Annotated in this window: 16 protein-coding genes; 1 reads left to right on the top strand and 15 read right to left on the bottom strand. The window is 61.8% G+C overall.

Going from position 1 to position 18,890, the window contains the following annotated elements:
* Positions 1-8: 8 nt before the first annotated feature.
* The 15 genes from J5W70_RS12080 to J5W70_RS12010 all read right to left on the bottom strand — a co-directional run bounded on the left by J5W70_RS12080 (position 9) and on the right by J5W70_RS12010 (position 15,812).
* Positions 9-1,190, bottom strand: coding sequence for a glycosyltransferase (locus J5W70_RS12080; protein ID WP_022397315.1), 1,182 nt, complete (start codon positions 1,188-1,190; stop codon positions 9-11).
* Positions 1,187-2,323, bottom strand: a complete 1,137-nt coding sequence (locus J5W70_RS12075; RefSeq protein ID WP_215832845.1) for a glycosyltransferase — start codon at positions 2,321-2,323, stop codon at positions 1,187-1,189. The genes J5W70_RS12080 and J5W70_RS12075 overlap by 4 nt, the downstream gene beginning before the upstream one ends.
* A complete protein-coding gene (locus J5W70_RS12070) occupies positions 2,320-3,453 on the bottom strand; it encodes a glycosyltransferase family 4 protein (RefSeq protein WP_215833033.1) in 1,134 nt (377 codons plus the stop codon). The genes J5W70_RS12075 and J5W70_RS12070 overlap by 4 nt, the downstream gene beginning before the upstream one ends.
* A 4-nt stretch (positions 3,454-3,457) precedes the next feature.
* Positions 3,458-4,669 (bottom strand): O-antigen ligase family protein, encoded by a 1,212-nt coding sequence (locus J5W70_RS12065; protein WP_022397311.1) that lies wholly within the window; start codon positions 4,667-4,669, stop codon positions 3,458-3,460.
* Between the two features lie 16 nt (positions 4,670-4,685).
* Positions 4,686-5,669: a hypothetical protein gene (locus tag J5W70_RS12060; RefSeq protein WP_022397310.1), complete on the bottom strand. Its 984-nt coding sequence runs from the start codon at positions 5,667-5,669 to the stop codon at positions 4,686-4,688.
* Complete coding sequence (locus tag J5W70_RS12055) at positions 5,666-6,838, bottom strand: glycosyltransferase (protein ID WP_022397309.1); 1,173 nt, start codon at positions 6,836-6,838, stop codon at positions 5,666-5,668. Before J5W70_RS12055 ends, J5W70_RS12060 begins: the two co-directional genes overlap by 4 nt.
* 22 nt (positions 6,839-6,860) lie before the next feature.
* Positions 6,861-8,000, bottom strand: coding sequence for a glycosyltransferase (locus tag J5W70_RS12050; RefSeq protein ID WP_022397308.1), 1,140 nt, complete (start codon positions 7,998-8,000; stop codon positions 6,861-6,863).
* 14 nt (positions 8,001-8,014) lie between these two features.
* Entirely contained in the window at positions 8,015-9,220 is a 1,206-nt protein-coding gene (locus J5W70_RS12045; RefSeq protein ID WP_215832842.1) for a glycosyltransferase, read from the bottom strand.
* Positions 9,205-10,353, bottom strand: a complete 1,149-nt coding sequence (locus J5W70_RS12040; RefSeq protein ID WP_022397306.1) for a glycosyltransferase — start codon at positions 10,351-10,353, stop codon at positions 9,205-9,207. The genes J5W70_RS12045 and J5W70_RS12040 overlap by 16 nt, the downstream gene beginning before the upstream one ends.
* A 42-nt stretch (positions 10,354-10,395) precedes the next feature.
* On the bottom strand, positions 10,396-11,172 hold the full coding sequence (locus tag J5W70_RS12035) for a glycosyltransferase family 2 protein (protein WP_022397305.1): 777 nt from the start codon (positions 11,170-11,172) through the stop codon (positions 10,396-10,398).
* A 54-nt stretch (positions 11,173-11,226) separates the two neighbouring features.
* A complete protein-coding gene (locus J5W70_RS12030) occupies positions 11,227-11,832 on the bottom strand; it encodes a tyrosine-protein phosphatase (protein ID WP_022397304.1) in 606 nt (201 codons plus the stop codon).
* A gap of 66 nt (positions 11,833-11,898) precedes the next feature.
* On the bottom strand, positions 11,899-12,624 hold the full coding sequence (locus tag J5W70_RS12025; RefSeq protein WP_215841922.1) for a tyrosine-protein kinase family protein: 726 nt from the start codon (positions 12,622-12,624) through the stop codon (positions 11,899-11,901).
* The gene (locus J5W70_RS12020) at positions 12,578-14,269 is read right to left on the bottom strand and encodes a GumC family protein (protein ID WP_215841921.1); all 1,692 of its coding nucleotides are present in this window, start codon (positions 14,267-14,269) and stop codon (positions 12,578-12,580) included. The genes J5W70_RS12025 and J5W70_RS12020 overlap by 47 nt, the downstream gene beginning before the upstream one ends.
* A gap of 71 nt (positions 14,270-14,340) precedes the next feature.
* Positions 14,341-15,123, bottom strand: a complete 783-nt coding sequence (locus J5W70_RS12015; RefSeq protein ID WP_022397302.1) for a polysaccharide biosynthesis/export family protein — start codon at positions 15,121-15,123, stop codon at positions 14,341-14,343.
* Complete coding sequence (locus tag J5W70_RS12010) at positions 15,120-15,812, bottom strand: sugar transferase (RefSeq protein WP_022397301.1); 693 nt, start codon at positions 15,810-15,812, stop codon at positions 15,120-15,122. The genes J5W70_RS12015 and J5W70_RS12010 overlap by 4 nt, the downstream gene beginning before the upstream one ends.
* A gap of 537 nt (positions 15,813-16,349) precedes the next feature.
* On the opposite strand from J5W70_RS12010, the gene J5W70_RS12005 reads away from it, so the two are divergent.
* Entirely contained in the window at positions 16,350-18,875 is a 2,526-nt protein-coding gene (locus J5W70_RS12005; RefSeq protein WP_215832840.1) for an FtsK/SpoIIIE family DNA translocase, read from the top strand.
* The last annotated feature ends 15 nt before the right edge of the window (positions 18,876-18,890 follow it).

The following is an 18,890-nucleotide window of genomic DNA, read 5'->3' as shown; positions in this document are numbered from 1 at the left end:
AAGTTCTGCTAGGGGGTGGGCGTATTATTGCGGAAGACTTCCTCCCACTGGCGGACGACGTGTTCCCGAGTGAATTTCCGGCTTTTGGCGGCGGCTGCCCGCGCCATGGCGTCCAGGGCGGCGGGGGACTGCATCAGCCCGGCGGCCATGTCAGCCATCTGCCGCGCCTGGAACCCGCCGGACGCCGGCAGGATGCAGCCGTTCTGCCCGTGGTCCACCAGGTCATACGCGGAAGAGAAGCTCCCGTAGAGAAGAGGCACGGCGCCGAAGGACATGCCCTCCACCACGGCGAGCGGCAGTCCCTCGTATTCCGAGGCCAGAAGGAGCAGGGAGGCCTGTTCGTAATACGGGGCCGGATTCCGGAAGCCCTCAAAGGAGACGCGTTCCAGGCGGCGCTCCGCGCAGAATGCCTGAAGGGCCTCCTTTTCCGGGCCGTCCCCCACCAGGCGGAGGGTCCAGTCCGGGAAGCGGGGTTCCAGCAGGGCCCACGTTTCCAGCACGCGGGAGACTCTCTTCTGGTTGGGTTCCAGCCGCCCCACAAAAAGAAGCTCCTTCTTCTTGAAGGCCGGATCATAGCGGAATTCCCGGTTTTCCACGGTGACGGGGTTGGGAATCGTCAGGAGTTTCCCGGTATTCTTCAGTCCGGTGATGTTCCGGAAGGCCCGGTGGAAGCTGTCGGAAAGGAGGATGTAACGGTCGCTATGGGCATAAACGTAGCGCAGGCTGGCCCCGGTAGCCATGGCGCAGCCTTTCAGCAGGAGGCGCAGGAAGGCCCTGTTTACCGGATTCCCCGCCCGGGCCATGCGCATTCTGAGGCCTTCCAGCCGCGCGTTGCAGTCCGGGGCGTTGTGGTGCACGGCCAGCAGGCGGCAGGAGAGGCCCCGCATGGCCTTCCGGCACAGCCGGGTGACGTGGAAGGGCAGGCACCACTGGTTGATGACGATGTCAATGCGGCGGGAGGAGAGGAGGTCCCGGAGGGCGGCGAGATTGGCCTGGCTGGAGACAGGATAGCCCAGCCGGTGCAGGGTGACGCGGCTGTCCAGCGCGGGAGAGGGCGTCTCCGTCACTTGTTCAAAGGAGACCACATGCACCTCATGGCCCCGTGCGGAGAATTCATTCGCCAGAATGGCGGTGACGGTTTCCACGCCGCCTATGGAGGGGAATTTCCCAAGCAGAAAGAGGAGGTTCATGAAAGGTCGACGAATTCCGGTTTGGGTTCCTGCCCCAGCAGGTAACGGTACAGGCGTTTCATGCTGGCGGCCACCTGGGGCGAGGCGTAGGTTTCCATGATGAGGCTGCGCCCGCGGTCCCCCATGGCGCGGCTTTCCTCCGGCGTGAGGTTGAAGGCTTCTTCCAGCGCGGCGGCCAGGGCGGCGGGGCTGTTGTCGCGCCACCAGCCGCATCGGCGGGTATCCAGCTCCTCCCACGGCGTTCCTTTACTGGCGATGACGGGCGTTCCCGCCAGCAGACCTTCCGCAATGCTCATGCCGAAGTTTTCCTGATGGCTGGGAGCGCAGAGGACGTTGAGCGAGGCGAGCAGTTCGTATTTCTCCCTCCCCGCGGCGAAGCCCGTAAAGCGGATGCCGGGGCCGCCCACTTCCGCCGCCAGCCGTTTCAACTGCGCTGCGTAGTCCTCCGGGCCGTCCCCGATGAGAAGGAGCTCCGCGTCCCGGAGGTTGAGGCTGCCCCAGGCCCGGATGAGGCTTTCCAGATTTTTAATGGGGTGGAAACGGCCCAGGAACCCGGCGCGGAAACGCTCTCCCTCTCTCCGCCGGATCTGGTCAATCCATGAAGGCACGGCCACCGGATTGGGGATGACCGCCATGGGGTTGGCAAAGCCCAGTTCGCGCAGGTGCCGCGCTTCCTCCCGGCAGGTGGCGTGAAGGCAGTCCGCCTGCGCCAGGTCCCGGCGGTGGCCCAGCGCCAGCATGAGCTTTTTCCTCCACGGCTTGATGGCCAGCGCCTGCGGGTAAAGCATGCCGTGGGGGGAGGCCACGCAGGGCTTGCGCGTTTTCCGGGCTTGCGCGCAGGTAGCGTGGTTGACGTCCAGCCACAGGCCGTTGGTGTGGTAAAGGTCGTAGTCCCGCCAGGCTCCGAGCCGGCGGCGCAGATTCATGGAAATGCCCAGAGGGGTGCGGAGGTCGTTGGGGACGGCGCGGATGAAGGAGCTTTCCTCCTCCGCGGGACTCCCGGCCCTGTCTTCCACGGTGAGGATGTCCGTAGCGCAGCCGAGGTCGTTCAGGGCCTGCACCAGTTCGCGGGTGCAGGCCGTGGTTCCCCCGGACTGGGAGGCCATGGAGGCGATGGTGTGCAGGATCTTCATGATGCCGTTTCCTTGAGGGGAGCCCAGGGAGCTGCGGGGCGGTTTTCTTCCCGGCCTTCCGTATAATGAACAATATGGACCAGATAGCGGGCCGCCGCGGCTCCGCTGATGGTTTGTTCCGCCCACGCGGCGATGGCCTTCCGTTCCGCGGAGGAGAGGCGGCCCTTGTCCAGCCATTCCCGCAGGGCGCGGCGCAGGCTTTCCGGACGGTCCGGGTCAAAGGAGCCGCCACGCAGATGGCCGTCCAGCAGGCTGGCGGCTCCGCACGCGGTGGAGCATAACACCCTCATTCCGGCCTGGAGGGCCTCATTCACCACGGCTCCCCACCCGTCAAACAGGCTGGGGAGGACGAGCAGGTCGCACTGCCGCATCAGGCGGCGCGTTTCTTCATTCCCCAGCGTGCCGAGCAGGGAAATCTGCGCGCAGCCCTGCGCCTCCAGGGCGGCCTGTTCCCGCAGCGGGCCGTCCCCCACCACGAGGCAGCGGCGGAAGGCGCCGCGGCATTGCCGGGCCGCGCGGAGGAAGGGCAGGAGGTTCTTGCGGGGGATGAGCTGGCCCACGAACAGGAGGTCGGGCTTTTCCCCGGGAGCGGGGGGAGCCATGGCGGGAGTTTCCGCGCCAGCCGCGGATGCGGCTGATTCCGTGAAATAGCCCCATTCAAAGACGGAGCCCGCCGGGAATCCGGCGCGGCGGTAGCATTCCACACCCAGCCGCCCCGTCGCCAGCAGGGCCGCGATTTTTTTCCCGTACCGCAGGCGGAGAAAGCGGTACTTGACGCTCCTGAGCAAGCCGCGCCAGCCCTGGCGGCGGTAGGGTTCCGCGTACACCATGGTTTTCAGGCCGCGGCGGACGGCCTGCTTGAACGCCGCGTAAACCATCGGGTAGGTGCTGATGCCGGAAAAGACGTGGACGGCCGCGGGATGGGCGCGCAGGGTTTCCTTCACCGTCCGGGCGTCCGGGGAGATGAGGATGCGGGCGTTCCCCATGTCCGGCACCGTCCAGCCGCTGGATTCCCTCTCCCCTTCAAAGTCCGTCTGGACCGCCAGCAGGACGCCGTGCTCCCGGGCCAGCGCCTTGATGAGGGCTGACTGGTGGATGCTGATCATGTTTTGCCAGAAGACGAATTGCATGGTGTTATTTTCCTCCATTGGGCAGGTTGCGGTACGCATGGGCCCCCCCGATGACGGCCCAGAAGACGGCGGAAAGTCCGGAACCGGCTGCAAAGACGTACCCTTCCGCAATCATGTGGACGGCGAAGAGGGCCAGGGCCGCCTGCGCCGGGGAAACGGGCGGAGAGCCCGGCGCGCGGAACGGGCGTTTGAGCAGGTTGCCGAACAGGATGAAGAGGAAGGGAATTCCCCCCAGCAGGCCCGTCATGGCGAACACGGCCCCGTAGGACGTGCCCGGTTCAATGATGCCGGTCACCAGGGATTGCTTGAATGAAATGATTTTCTGTGAGGCGAACCCCACGCCGTACAGGGGGGAGGAAAGGAACTCCGTCGCGCGGTCTTCCCACAACTGGGTGCGGGAGGACATGGCGCTCCCCATGCTCAGGTTGGCCTGCTGCTTGGCAAGCGTGTTGGCGCCGAAGTGCTGGACAAAGGGCACCAGCAGGATGCCCAGGAAGAACAGGGCGAGCAGCGCCCGGAAAAGCTTTTTGGGGGCATGCCTGAAGTACATGAAGAAGACGTACCCCACCCCCATCAGGGTGGCTACCAGGGCGGAGCGGGAGGCGGAAAGCAGGATGGAGCCCAGGCACGCGACCATCAGGCCCAGGCGGAGCTTGGTCTCCTTCCTGCCGGAATCCCGGTTTTCCAGATGGAGGACGGTCAGATAAACCAGCCCCAGCCCGGCGAGCAGGCCCAGCGTGATGGATTGCCAGACCAGCCCCCCGAAGAGGCCCGCCACATTGATCATCTCACTGGTATTGTAGCGCATGTAGTTGATGCCCAGGAAGTAGCCGATGAAGGAGCCGGCTCCGATGAAGACGCAGAAGCGCATGAGCCAGAGGAACAGGTTCAGGCGGAACGCGTTCAACAGGCGGGAGGAAGTCAGCGGGGTAAGCGCCAGCAGGAGGAGAAGGAAATAGGCCAGGCGGTACCAGGGCTTGAAAATGGCGGGCGGATGGTTGAACGCCAGGCTGAGGACGCATGCCGCCGCCATGATGACCAGGGGCATGCTGGTCTTCTTCATTTTCGTCACGCACACCGCGGCGGCCACCGCCAGCATCACCGGATACAGGGGGGCAAGAAAGGAGATGGCGCCCGTCATGGTGGAGGCGATCGCCGCCATTACCAGGAATGACCAGGTTCCGTGTTTCTTGATGTATTGCAGAAGGGATGCCATGCTGTTCAGGGGAAATTCATGCGGACGGGGAAGGCGTTCCTATCCGGTAGCCCAGGCGTTCCAGCTGCGGGAGCAGGGAGGCTATCCGCGCTTCCCAGGGAGCGTGCTCGCAGGCCGCCCGGTAGTTTTTATCCACCAGGTCCTGATAGGAGGAAATGTTCGTTAAAAGGTTCGTGATTTGTTCATGGGCGTTCCGTTCGCTTATTTCAACGACGGGATTGTACCCCAGCAGGTTGACCAGTTCCTGCGGGGCCCTCCCTGCCGGGAGCGTGCGGGACAGCATGCATTCCCAGTAGCGCTGGGTCAGGGTTTCCACCTCTCCGGCCATGGCCGGGTGCGTATCGCAGCGGGGGTAGGAGACGGTGATTTTTGCGGAGGCCAGCCCCTCGCAGAGGGAGCGGAAGTCCGGGAACAGGAGGGGACCCTCCGCGGCGGGGAACAGATGAACCCATTCGGGATGTTCCCGGCAGGCCCGGACGGCGGCGCGGTGGAAGAAGGGCATCTGCCTGCCGAGCTCCAGAATATCGGCGGGCCTTTCCCGGAGGTCCTTTCCGGGCAGGTAGCCCGCCGGGTCAATGCCTTCCGGAACGTGGACGGTCCGGATACGGGGCAGTTCCTTCCGGACGTGTTCGCAGACCTGGGAGGAGGTGCACAGGAAGGTGCGGACGCGGTGGCGCTTCAGGGAGGAGATGAGGCGCGGCCAGTACCGCGGCCAGACGTCCCACAGCATGGGGATGATTTCATGCGTGTAGGCATGCGGCCATGCGAAGGAGTCCGGATAGCCCGCGCCGGGGACCAGCAGGGCGTTCCGGCGGGAGGAAAGCGGGGGCAGGTTGGCGGACAGCTTCAGCCGGGCCACGGCCAGCAGCGCGGGCCAGGGAAGGGGGCGCCTGCGCTTGATGCCGCCCCCGCAGGCCTGCCACGCCCGGGCAAACCAGTCCATGAAGAACTGGTGGTTCCCCTTTTTGCGGACAGGTTCCAGCAGAAGAAGCTCTTTCATGGGTTCACCTCCTTGAGCATGCCGTTCCATTCGCGGATAATCCGTTCCAGCGTGAAAAATTGTTCCTGCGCGCGCGCCTTCCGCGCGTACGGGGCCAGGTCCTCCCCGGCCATGGCGTGCATGGCTCCGCACAGGGCGCGGCTGTCCCCGGCGGGGAATAGGCGCCCCGCTCCGCTGTCCCGTATGAGTTCCCGGCAGATGGGGATGTCTGCGGCGATGACGGGGAGGCCGCAGCTCATGGCTTCAATCTGCACGAGGCCGAAGCCCTCGCACCGGGAGGGGAAGAGCAGAATGGCGTGTTTGGGGTATTCCCGCTCCATGGCTGTGTGGCTGCCGTGCAGGCGAACGCGGGATTGCAGGCCGTGTTCCCGGATGAATTCCTCCATCCACGGGCGCAGGGGGCCGTCTCCGTACACGTGCAGGTTCCATTCCCCGTTATTCCTGCTGAATTCCCCGAATGCCTCCAGGGCCAGGTCCGCCCCCTTGTGGGAGGACAGGGAGCCCGCGAAGACGAACGTTTTTGACGTCAGCGCGGAATGCCGTTCCGCCGTGAAGCTGGCCGGGTTGTAGATGCGCCGCGTTGCCAGGTGCTGGCGCGTTTCAAAGTTCCGCCTGTCGTGGTCCGACAGGACGACGATTTGGTCGAAGCGGTGGTAGAACCGCTTGAGCGCATGGCGGAAGTAACGGGAGAAATGGGGGCCCTTGAACCCGAAGTAGTCTTCATAGGCCGCGTGGGACCAGGAGATGATTCTGGTGCGGGGGGAAAGCCGCGGCCGGAGCAGGGCGAGCAGCAGGGAGTCCTCAAAGCCGGACCCGAAGACGACGGCGTCATATTGGTGGCGGTTGATATGGCTGGTGAGGCGCTTTTTAAAGGAATGCGTGTACCGCAGGAAAGCGTACGCGCGGGCGCCTGCGGAGGAGGAGAACAGGGGAGTCCGGGTGACGAGCCTGTCCATCACGGAACGCCTCATTTTCTCGTAAACGTTCATTTCATGGTGGAAAAAGCGGATGTTCTCCAGGTCCAGCCCGTACGCGTTTTCCAGCGGTGGGCGCCGCAGGCAGTACACGCTGATTTCATGCTCCCGGCACAGCGCATTCATGATGCGCGTCAGGACGCGGGAGACTCCCCCCACGCCGAAATGTTCCCAGGCGATGAAACAGATATTCATGAGTAAACGGAAAGGGTTCGGTTCATCTGGGCTTTTCCGCCAGCTTGGAGAGCAGGTTTTCCCACAGTCCGGCGATGCGGGATTTGCCGAATTTCCCGCTGCTCCGGAAGCAGGCCGCGGACATGGCTTCCCTCTTCCCTCCGTCCCTCATCAGGTCCAGGAGCCGGGCGGCGTACTGCTCCAGGTCAAAGGGAGGGACCAGGATTCCGGTCCGGTCCGGTTCAATGATGTCCCGCACGGCGGTAAAGGATTCAAAGGCCATCGGGATGCAGCCGTGCTGCATGCCTTCAATCAGGACCATGCCGAAGCCCTCAAAGGTGGACGTCATGCACAGGATTCCGGCTTTGCGGTAGTATTCTTCCGGATGGTCCGTGGCTCCTTCAAAGGAATAGTTGGTGCAGCCGCATTCCTCCGCCAGCGCGGCCAGGTATTCCCGGTCCGGTCCGTCCCCCACGATGCGCAGGAACCAGCCGGGTTCCCGGCGGCAGACCATGCTCCATATCTTCAGCAGGCGGTCCACCCCCTTCACTGGATTGTCCAGCCTCCCCACGAACAGGACTTCCCTGGCCTTTCCGGAAGGGATGCTCCCGTTCTCAAAGGAATTCATGTTGGGGATGGCGGTGATTTTTTCCTTCCGGACTCCCGGCAGAAAGTCGTAAAAGTCCTGTTTGAAGGACTCTGACAGGACGACGAAGGCGTCCGCCTGCGAAATGCGGAGATAGAAATTCCTGCGCCACGTGACGTTGTAATACATCCTTTTCAGGAAAGGCGCGCGGAGGCGGCCGCGGATGTCCGAGTGGTGCATGTCGACAATGGCGGGAGTTTTCCCGGAAAAGGCTTCCAGAAGGCGCTTCCTGCCTGCCGGACCGGGGAACAGGGCTCCCGCCCCCAGCAGTTCCCCGTCATGAATGATGATATCCGGCTGCCGTTCCTCCAGGGCCTGCCTGAAAGCCGCCTGCCGCTCCTCCCTTATCCGGGAGGAAGGAGTGGGCAGGATTTTCTGAATCCCGGAAAAGGGCTCATAGGGGGTGTTCCGGTACCAGCTCACGATGGCGCATTCATGCCCATGGGCCTGCAATTCATGAATCAGATTGCACATGGTGCGCTCCACCCCGCCGCAGGATGGATTGAGCGTGCCCATGAAACAAAAGAGAATCTTCATTGAAAGGTGGACGGTTAGTGCTGAAGCAGGGAGTTCCATTCCCGCACGACGTTCGCCGGGGAGAAAAGGGCGGCATGCTGCGGGCCTGCCTGCGCCATGGCGGAGCGGAGGGGGTCGTCCTGCATCAGGCGGAGGAGCTGGCGCGCGTATTCCTCCTCGTCAAAGGGGGGGGCCAGGATGCCGGTTTCACCGGGGATGACGAGGTCGCGCACGGAGGCGTAGCTGTTGAAGGCCATGGGAACGCAGCCGTGCTGCATGGCTTCCGGCAGAACCAGCCCGAAGCCCTCAAACGTGGAGGTCATGCAGAAGATGGAGGCCCGCCGGTAATAGGGGGCCGGGTTCCGGAAGCCTTCAAAGGAAACGTTGGAAAGTCGCAGGCGTTCCGCCAGTTCTTTCAGGGCGGCGGCGTCCGGGCCGTCTCCCACAATGTCCAGGTGCCAGTCCGGCAGGGATTTTCCGGCGCGCGCCCATATCCTCAGCAGTCTGTCCACGCCCTTGACGGAGTTGTCCAGCCTGCCGACGAAGAGGACGCGTTGTTCCTTTTCCTGCGGCAGGGGCGGCGCTTCAATCGGCGGGACGGGGTTGGGAATGGCCGCCAGTTTTTCCGCAGGCGTGCCGGGAGCCAGCAGCCGGAATTCCTCCATGCCGCCGCGGGAAAGAGTGACGATGCGGTCATAATTGGCCGCCAGTTCCCGGAACAGGCTTTTTTGCAGCCGCCGCGCCCGGAGCCGCTTCACGGGGAGCGCCAGTGCGTTGAACAGGAAGTCCCTGCATTTTCCGGAGAAGGAGGCGGCGCCCCGGCGCTTGTGGACAAGATGGTAATAACGCAGGGCGGAGTATTGGGAGCTGTGCTGCACGGCGACCAGCTTCACGGGAGCCTCCTCCATCTGGGTGCGCGTGCGGAAGATGCCCCAGCGGCCCGTGACGCCCCCCTCCGTCTGGTCAATAAGCACGTCCGTCTTTTCCTCCCGCAGCAGTTTCAGCAGGTAGTCCCTCTCTCCGCTGCGGGAAAGGCCGGAAGGAAGGAAGGCGAGGGGTACGGGCGCAAAGTACGTTTCCCCCAGCCTGTTTTTCTCACGGCAGAGCAGCAGAACCCTGTGTCCGGCGTCCCGCAGCATTTCAGCCAGGCCATGGGTGGCGCGCTCCATGCCGCCCTGCTTGCCCAGAGGCTCGTAAGGGAGATAGATGACGATGTTGCTCATGGTTATTCTTGCAGGCATTCCATCCAGAGGGGAATCACTTTTTCCGGTTGATAATTGGTTAATACCCTGGTGCTGGGCGGCACGTAGGGGCCGCTCATCAGCTCATCCAGCTCCCGGGCGAAGAGGCGCAGGCTGAAGGGCGGAATGAGCCGCCCCGTCTCCCGGTCCGGCAGCATATCTTCAGCAGCGTGGAAGCTGTTGAAGGCGATGGGGGTGCAGCCGTAGGAAAGGGCCTCGTTAATCACCATGGGCATGCCTTCGTGCGTGGAGGTGAGGCAGAGTATCCGGGCCTTCCGGTAGTAGGGCGCGGGGTCCTGCACTCCTTCAAAATGGACGTTTTCCAGGTTCAGCCGTGCCGCCAGCCGTTCCAGGTTGCCGCGTTCCGGGCCGTCCCCGACCAGGTACAGGCGCCAGTCCGGATGCAGGGGCTGCACCCTTTTCCAGACCTTCAGCAGGCGGTCCGCCTTCTTGGGGGAATCCACCAGCCTCCCCACGTAAAGAACGGCTTTTTCCTTCCCGGAAATGCCGGGCTGCACGGGATCATAGGTCAGCAGGTTGGGAATGGCGTACAGGCGCGCCCTTTCCGGTGCGCCCGCCAGTTGAAGGGCGTCTTCCGTGTAGCGAGGGGAAAGGAACACCACCTTGTCCGAGCCGCGGAACATGTCCCTGTATTTCCTCCTCTTGTTGCTGACGGCCACATGCTTTTTGTACGGCAGGAGCGCCCGGCGCAACAGCGTTTTCACGGTGTTGCCCCAGGTGCTGAAATCCTTCCGGAGCAGGGCGGAAAAGTAATCCAGCCCGGTATGGACGTCAAAGGAGATCCAGGAGACGATGGACGCCTGGACGGAAAGGCGCTCATGGCTGAAAAAGAAGGAGTCGTCCTGGTTGGCTCCGCAGTTGATGATGCAGTCCGTCTGCTGCCCGGCGCACAGGGTTTCCACGTACTCCCTGTTTTCCGCGCAGGAGAGCGTGCCTGTGCGGGGAAGGAGGAAATAAGGCGGTTCCGCAGGCAGTGAATCCGCGCCCCGGAGGGACAGGAAGGAAACCCGGTGGCCGTGCCGTGACAGGGCCTGCGCCAGAAGATACGCCGCCCGTTCCGTTCCGCCCGCATGGGGCAGGATGGGATGGTCAAAATAGAAGAGCAGGTTCATGGCGGCGGAACGGGAAGGCAAATGGGACAGTGAAAGGGGATATTACCGGGTTTGGAAAAAGTAGCGGACGGGATTGCCCGTGGTACCCGCCTTGGACAGCAGCCGGGTGACGCCGTAGTGCCACGGGCACGGAAGGCTGTTTTTCCTGAAGGCCTGCCTGTTCTGGCGCGTATTGCGCAGGATGGCCCGCAATCCCGCCGTGCTGGAACCGCCGGTGCGCATGAAAACCATGTTGCGGTCGATATAGGCTGTGGAGACGCGGTTCTTTTCAATAAAGCGGAGCATCAGCTCAAAATCCGCCGCGCTGCCGATGGAGGGGTCAAAGCCGCCATAGCGGGTGAAGCAGTCCTTTTTGCAGTAGAACGTGGGGTGCGCCGGGCACCATCCGCGCTGGAAGGAGCCGGGCTTGTAGTCCGTTCCGCGCCATGTCCGGACGACTTTCCGGGCCGCATTGATGTAATGCAGGTTGCCGTGAACGGCGTCCGTCCCGTGCTGCGCGAAGGCTCCGGCAATGGTTTCCAGAACGCCGTTGTCCTGGTAATAGTCGTCCGCGTTCAGAAAGCCGACGACGTCTCCGGAACTCATGCGGACACCCTTGTTCATGGCGTCGTAAATGCCGTTGTCCGGTTCGGAAATCCATTTCAGCCGCCCGTGGAAGCGCCCTTCAACGTCCTGAAGCATTTCCAGGGTGCCGTCCGTGCTGCCGCCGTCCACGACCAGGTATTCATAGCCGGTCCAGGACTGCGCCAGCACGCTTTCCAGGGTGTCCTGGAGAGTGGCGGCGCTGTTGCGGCAAACGGTGATGACGGTGATTTTCATGGCGGCGGATGCAGGGAAAAAGCGGGCGTCCCGCCCTTCCCGGCGGAGAAGGGGTTACAGGCGGAGTTTGGTGAGCATGTTGGCATTGTGGGCGTCTGTTCCCCACCACAGGTACAGGTTTTCCTTCTGGAATTTCCGGGCGGCCGCCTGGCAGGATTTCCCGTAAAGCCCGAACAGGGAGCCTATGTTCCCCTGGAAGCTGATTCCCTGTGAGGCCAGGGCAGCCAGTTCCTCCGGAGGCATGATCTTCCCGTAGCGTTCCGGATGGGCCAGGACGGGAACGAAGCCTTTCTCCTGGACCAGTTGGAGCCTGTCCCTCCAGGCGCTGGGAAGGCGGAACTGGGGAAGCTCCACGAGCAGGTGGCTGCCGTCGTGGCTGAGCGGCTCTTCCTCCTCAAGCGCCTGTTCAAAATGGTGGTCCAGCATGTATTCCGCCGCCAGGCGCAGGTCGAAATCCCGGTCCGGCAGTGCATCCAGAAGCTGCTGGAAGCGGGCCTTCAGGCGGGCGGGCGTGTTGGAGGGATAGCGGCTGCTGATGTGGGGGGTGCAATAGGCTCCCCTGAATCCTTTTTCTTTCAATCGGGAAATGATTTCCAGACTGTCCCGGAGGATGTGCGCTCCGTCGTCCACGCCCCACAGCAAATGGCAGTGCATATCCATTCCGTCCGGACAGAGCGCAGCGGTTTTAAACCTGGGTTGAAAGAGGGAGGAAAACAAGGCCGGGAATCAGGAGGGGTTGTTCTTGGAGGTGTTGCCGTAGTGGTAGCCGTAGCCGTAATAGCTGTAGCTGCTGGATTTGAAATCCACGGCGTTGATGACGAAGCCCATGTTCGGAAGCTGGCCGGATTCCGCAAGCTGCTGGACGGTGGCGATGTGCCGCTTGTCTATCCTGTTGCTGCGGATGACGTACAGGGAAATATCCGCGTGGCTGGCGAGGATGGCCGTGTCTGCCAGGATGCCGTATGGCGGGGAGTCAATGATGACGGCGTCATAGCGTTCCTTGAAGAGGCGGATGAGCTCCTCCATTTCCGGCAGGGAAAGGAGGGTGACCGGGTTGGGAACCTGGGGCCCGGCGTACAGGATGTCCACTCCGGGATGTTCCGGCAGGGTGCGGATGACGGAGAACGGGTCTTCCACCTTGCGGAGAAGGATGGTGCTCAGCCCCTTGCGGCCCTTGCCGTCAAGCTGCTTGGACAGGGAGGCCTTGCGCAGGTCCCCGTCAATGACCAGGACGCGCTTGCCGATGTTGGCAAAGGACATGGCGAGGTTGGCGGAGATGAACGTTTTCCCTTCCCCCTGCATGGTGGAGGTGAGGAGGATGACGTGCCCCTGGTTCCGGGTGACGGGGAGCATGGAGTCCGCATTGTGGCACAGGATCTGGAAATACTCAGAAATGACGGAGTGTTCATCCGTGAACATGCGGGCCACCTGCCGCTGCTCCTTCTTGGTCATGGCCGGAAGCTCCGCGACCACGGGAAGGTGCGTGACGGCGTTCAGGTCCTTCCTGTTCTTTATCTTGTTGTTGAGCAGGGCCAGCCCCAGGAAGCCGAGGATGCAGACGATGGCGCCCCCCCGCCGCCGCGGTCAGCACGGATTTTCTGGTGTTGGGGGAGATGGGGTAATCCGTGCCGTGGGCGGATTCCAGCACGCGCGCGGAGGATTCCGTCAGGGCCAGCGTCAGGTCGTTTTCCAGCTCCTTGCTTAAAAGCGTCAGGTAAAGTTCCTCCTTCACCCGGTGTTCACGGTCCAGGGGGGTCAGCTCCCGGGCCTTTCCGGAGGTGGCCGTCAGCCGCTTGGCGATGTCCTGCCTCTTCCTGGTGAGTTCCTGGAGTTTCAGCTCCAGATTGTTGCGGAGATTGTCCAGGGACCTGGACGCCGCGCTGCGGGTGGCGTCCATCCTCTTCGTGAGGGTGACGACAATGGGGTTCTGCCCCCCGGCACTTCCGGCGACCTTCTGGTATTCCAGGTAGGCGGCGTTGTAGGCTTCAATCTGCCGGGAAACCCCGGAATCCGCAATGCCGGTATCCAGGGAAATGAGACCCGCCTTGTGGCCCAGGGCGTCCAGGTTTTCCTTCAGGCCGTCCGCCAGCTTCATCTGCGTCTGGAGCTCAAAGATGGAATTGTCCAGGGTTTGGGCCGCGTTGAAGTCTGCGGAGATGGACGCTTCCGTGTCTGCGATGATGTCGTTTTTGATTTTGATATCATCCATTTTCTGGTCCACTTCCTTCAGGTCCGCGCCGATCTGGCCGCGCTGCCGCCGGATGAAATCCTTCGTCTTCACCGCCTTCGTGCGGCGTTCCTCCGTGGAGTGGTCATTGTAAACCGCGATCAGCTTGTTCAGCGTGTCCGCGGCCTTGTCCGGATTGGTGGAGGTCAGCGTCATTTGCAGGATGCTGGATTCCTTGGCGTCCGGACGCGTGACCGTAAAATTGGCAAGGAGCTGGTCCGCAGCGGCGTTCACGGGAATGCGGCGCACGGTGATGGTGGTCCCGGAAACGGTTTCCGGCATGTTGGAGGTGGGGTAAACCGTGACGGTGGCGAAGGGGAGGGAAATGGGGGCGTGGAGCTTCCCTTTCTCCTGGATGGGGTTGCCGGCGGCGTCATGGTACGTCAGCGTCACGGCGTTTTCCGGCTCCAGCGTAACGTCAAAGGTGCAGAAGCGGTTCTCCGCGATGTCGTCAAACGTCACGGTGATGGGGCTGTCCTTGTACAGGTCTATTTGGCGCAGGTCCTGCTGCTTCCAGTAGGAGACGTTCAGCGTCAGGTCCTCCACCGTGTTCCGCATCACTGTGCTTGAGCGGAGGATGAAGCTTTCATTGGCCAGGTTGGCGGCTCCGGAATCCATGCCCAGTTCCACCTTGATGCGGTCCGAGGAGGAGGAATCCTTGTTGGATTCCCGCATGATGACGCTGGCCGTTTTTTCAAAAATGTAATTCTGCTTGCCGGTCACGTAATAGGCTCCGGCGCCTCCGAGAAGGGCGAAGAGCAAAATCCAGTACCAGCGTCTCAGAAGGATGCTGGTGATGACATCCAGTGACAGGGAAGATTCCGGTTCCTCGGCGGGAGGGGCTGCGGGGGGAGCAGGAGTATCTGGCATAAAAAGGAATCAATCAAAGAAGGCTCCGCCTTTCCGGAGGACGGAAAGGCGGGAAATGGGGGGATGTGCGCTTACAGGGCGCACAGGGCAACGATGCCGATAATCAGGCCGAGGCCGGAAGCCGTCCAGCCGATGTATTGGACGGTATCGCTGCGGGTGTTGATCTTGCGTTCGGCAGGCGTCACGTAAATGGTGTCGTTCTGCTGAATGTAATAATAGGGGGACTGGAAGAGATCCTTGCTGCGGAGGTCCACGGTGGCGATCTGGCGGCGTCCGTTGGTTTCACGGATCAGGGTGATGTCCCGGTTGCCGTCGATGTTCAGGTCTCCGGCGCGGCTGAGGGCTTCCAGAATCGTCAGGCGCTGGCCGTCCACGTTGTAGGTGCCCGGGGAGGCCACTTCACCCAGGACGGAGAACTTGAAGTTGGTGATCTGGACGTTGACGGAGGCGTCGCTGATATAGTCCCTGTTCCGCAGGGTGGCGGCAATTTCATCCCCCAGCCGGGAGCAGGTCTTGCCGGCCGCCTTGATCTTTCCGATGACCGGCAGGACGATGTAGCCGTTGGCGTCCACCAGGTAACCCTTCCGTGAGCTGGTGCCCTGGCTGCTGGACCCTATTTCGGAGACGGCAAAGGGGGCGGCCAGTTCAGGCTGCTTGCTGCTGACGGTGATGGATAACTGGTCGTCCTTCTGGATGACGGTCTGGTAATTCCCCTTGATCTTTTCATTGGTCTGTCCGGAGACGTCCTGGATATACAGGACTTCCTTGGGGCTGACGCAGGAGGGCAGGAGGGAGGAAGCGGCCAGCGCTGCGGAGCAGAGGGCGGCTTTGCTGATTAGGTTGTTGATGTTCATTGGTTGGAGAGAGGTTGGATGGAGGTATTCAGAATGATCTTCTGGGAAGGGGGGGAGGAGGGCAGGGAAAGGTCGTTATGAACGAGGGTCTGCCCCAGCTTGCTCTGGAACGCCTCGTTGCACTGCTGGATTCCTTCACGGATGACGACCGTGCGGGCCGTCTGGAAAAGGAGGGAGAGATCCATTCTCAGATTGACGTTCTGGACGTAGATCAGGTCATAGCAAAGGCGGCGGCAGAAGGGGATGCCATTGCGGCCGTGGATCTGGGCCATGCCGGTGATGCCGGGGCGCACGGAGCAGCGCTTCCGGCAGTAGTTGGGCGGGAATCCCGCCATCTGGGTGGGGATCCAGGGACGGGGGCCCACAAAAGCCATGTCACCCTTCAGGATGTTGATGAGCTGGGGAAGTTCGTCCAGGGAGGAGCTGCGGAGGAAGCGCCCCAGCGGGAACAGCCTCTGCTCATCGGGCAGGAGCTGCCCGTTTTCATCCTTCCGGTCGTTCATCGTTTTGAATTTGATGATCTTGAACAGTCTTCCCCTGTACCCTACGCGCGTTTGAAGAAAAAACGGGGATTTCCCTGTAGAAAGTACAAGAAGTACCGAAACGGTCAGCAGCAGCGGAATGAGGATGATGAGAGCTATTCCGGCAAGGAGGCTTCCAAGAAACGGTTTGCAGATATGTATGTACATAAGCGGCGCGGCAGAATTACCGGATTGCAAATCCGATGTCAATAGTAATCATTAAAGAAAAAATACTTATTTATCATTCCCGCGCCTTAAAAAACTAAAAAAATTTAACTCAAACTATTGTTTTCTGTATATAAATATATGTAATTAAGTGTGTTATGATGGAATTTATCGTACCCTATTATTTTGATAGGATTTGCAATCCGCTGGATATTTTATTACAGGTGCCCAAGTATTGAATAACATGTCTTTTTATAATAGAAATATGGTTGAATTAGTGTAATCAATAAGATAGGAAGGTTGAATTGGTTATTGCTGTATTTGTGTTGGTTTGAAGGGGAATGAAGCCGTTTGCGCAGGTAAGGGAAGGACTATGCATGACGCTGTTCGGTGGAGTCCGGAAAGGAGGCTCTTCCGGGTTTTTCCTTCCTGAAATCTGTCATTTCCACCGTAATCGGGAGAAACCTGCGGCCTTCCGGACCCCCTCCTTTTGTTTAGCCTTGAGTTGGGGGCGCGGAGTTGTTAGGATAGAAGGCAGGTATGGCATTGGATGTGCAGGAGCATCATGCATTTGAGCGTGAAGAGGGGCGTCCCCCTGTTTGGATAGGAATGGCGTGGGGCGTCGTGTCCCTGCTGGGCGGGGCTGCGCTGCTTGCGGCCATGCTGACGTTTGACGTGCGGGAAATAGGCTGGAGTTATTTAAATGATTCCGGGCAGGTGATTCCGGGCGCCTCCAATGTGCTGGGCGTGGCGGGATTGTACGGCGCGGGGATTCTTTATTGGGCGCTGGGCGGCATGGCCTGGATGCTGGTCATTCTGTTGGAATGGTGGGGGCTTTACCGTCTGCTGCACCGTGGAAGTCTGCCCCGCAGCGTGGTGTACGGCGGCCTTTTCCTGCTGTTGTTCGGCTGCCTGTTCCTGACGGCCGGGCATGTGCCGGGTGACGCATGGGTGGCGCGCCACCAGATTCAGGGCGCCGGCGGCCTGGCGGGACATCTGCTGGGAACGGGGCTGCTTCTTCCGTTGACCGGCACGTCCGCCGTGCTGGTTCTTTCCGGGCTGGGCTATCTGCTGGCCCTGGTTTATGCCGCGGGAATGCATCCCCGCCCGCTGTTCCGCGCCATGCTGCGGGAGTGGCGCGCCTGGCGCATGAACAGGAAGGAGAAAAGAATGGCGCGCCAGTCCGCGCAGCTTGCCAGGGAGGCGGCGCGCGTAAGGGCCAGCATGGAAGATGCGGCCCTGTCCGCCCCCAGGCCGGCCGGAAAGGGCAGGGCATCCTCTCCCCGCCTGCAGCGCACCGGGGACGACCTGGAAGGCTTATATAATGAAGTGGCCGCGGCTTCCCCTGGCAGGTCCGCAGACCCCGCTCCCGCCCCCCGCGCACCGCGTACGCAGGGGCATCTTCCGCTGACGCCGCGCCCCAGGATTACCGTGGCGAAGCCGGCGGAAATCAAGCCCGCTCCCAGGGAGCAGCCTTTCTCCAAACTGTCCACGCCGCCTACGGAGGAATTCCGGGATTACGAGCTTCCTCCGTTTGAGCTGCTGCATTACGAAGAAAAGCCGGAAGGCCCTACGGAAGAGGACAAGGATGAAATGCTGGAAATCCAGCAGAAGATCATTGATACCCTGACGACGTTCCGCGTGGACGTGACGCCGGGGGACATTACCCGCGGCCCGACCATCACCCGCTATGAAGTTTACCCCGCGCGCGGCGTGCGCGTGAACACCTTTGACCAGTATGCGAAGGACATCGCGCTGGCGACGAAGGCGGAGAGCGTGAACATCGTGGCGCCCATTCCGGGCAAGGACACGGTGGGCATTGAAATCGTCAACCGCAACAAGGTGGCCGTGCCATTGCGGGAACTCTTGCAGGACCCCGGCTTCTGCTCCCCCAAGAAGAAAATACCGCTGGCCCTGGGGAAGGACGTGTATGGCCGCACCGTGATCGGGGACCTGGCATCCATGCCGCACCTGCTGGTGGCCGGGGCCACCGGGTCCGGCAAATCCGTGTGCATCAACAGCATTATCTCCTCCATGCTTCTGAAATTCCGGCCGGATGAGCTCAGGCTCATCCTGGTGGACCCGAAGGTGGTGGAAATGCAGCCTTATTCCAAGCTGCCGCACCTGATTGTGCCGGTGGTGACGGACCCCAAGAAAGTGCCCAATGCCCTGCGCTGGTGCGTGAATGAAATGGAGCACCGCTACCACTGCTTTGCCAAGGTGGGCGTGCGCAACTTTGAAGCCTTCAACAAGCGGCCGCCGGACGCGCCTGCGGAAGAGGCGGAGGAACCGGAAGACGGGGAGGTGGATGAAGCCCTGGCGGAATCCATTGCCCGTGACCTGGAATCCCAGGGGGAATGGCCCGCGGAAGAGGATGATGAACTGGACCTGGAGGACGACGGCGTCATCCCTGAACGCTTCCCCTATATCGTCATCATCATTGACGAACTTGCGGACCTGATGCAGACGGTGGGCGCGGACATTGAAACGAACATCGGCCGCCTGACCCAGAAAGCCCGCGCCGCGGGCATCCACCTCATTGTGGCGACGCAGACGCCCAGAAGGCAGGTGGTGACGGGGACGATCAAGGCCAATATTCCCACGCGCATCGCCTTCCAGGTGGCCAGCGGCACGGACAGCCGCGTGATTCTGGACAGGCAGGGTGCGGAAAAACTGGTGGGCAAGGGCGATCTGCTGTACCTGCCGCCGGGTTCCGCGCAGGTGGAGCGGGCGCAGGGCGCCTTTATCTCCGACGACGAAGTGGAAGCCCTGGTGGCCCACTGCGCCTCCCAGGCCAGGCAGAAATTCCATGAAGAGGTTCAGAAATCCCTGGACGAACCCTCCCGCGGAGGGGCGGACAGCCCGCTGGACGACGCGGAGGAGGAATGCTACGCCAAATGCCTGGAAGTGGCTGTCATTGAGCGCAAGGTGAGCACCTCCCTGCTGCAGCGGCGTTTGAGCATCGGGTACGGACGCGCGGCGCGCATGATGGATTTGCTGGAATCCCGCGGCATCATTGCCCCGGCGGACAATACCAACCGTCCGCGCAAGGTGCTGGTGGAATGAAACGACGAGAAAAGC

It is taken from the genome of Akkermansia massiliensis (assembly GCF_018847375.1).
GTDB classification, from domain to species: domain Bacteria; phylum Verrucomicrobiota; class Verrucomicrobiia; order Verrucomicrobiales; family Akkermansiaceae; genus Akkermansia; species Akkermansia massiliensis.
Note: the sequence above shows the minus strand (reverse complement) of the source record. Positions and strands in the feature narration are given on the sequence as shown.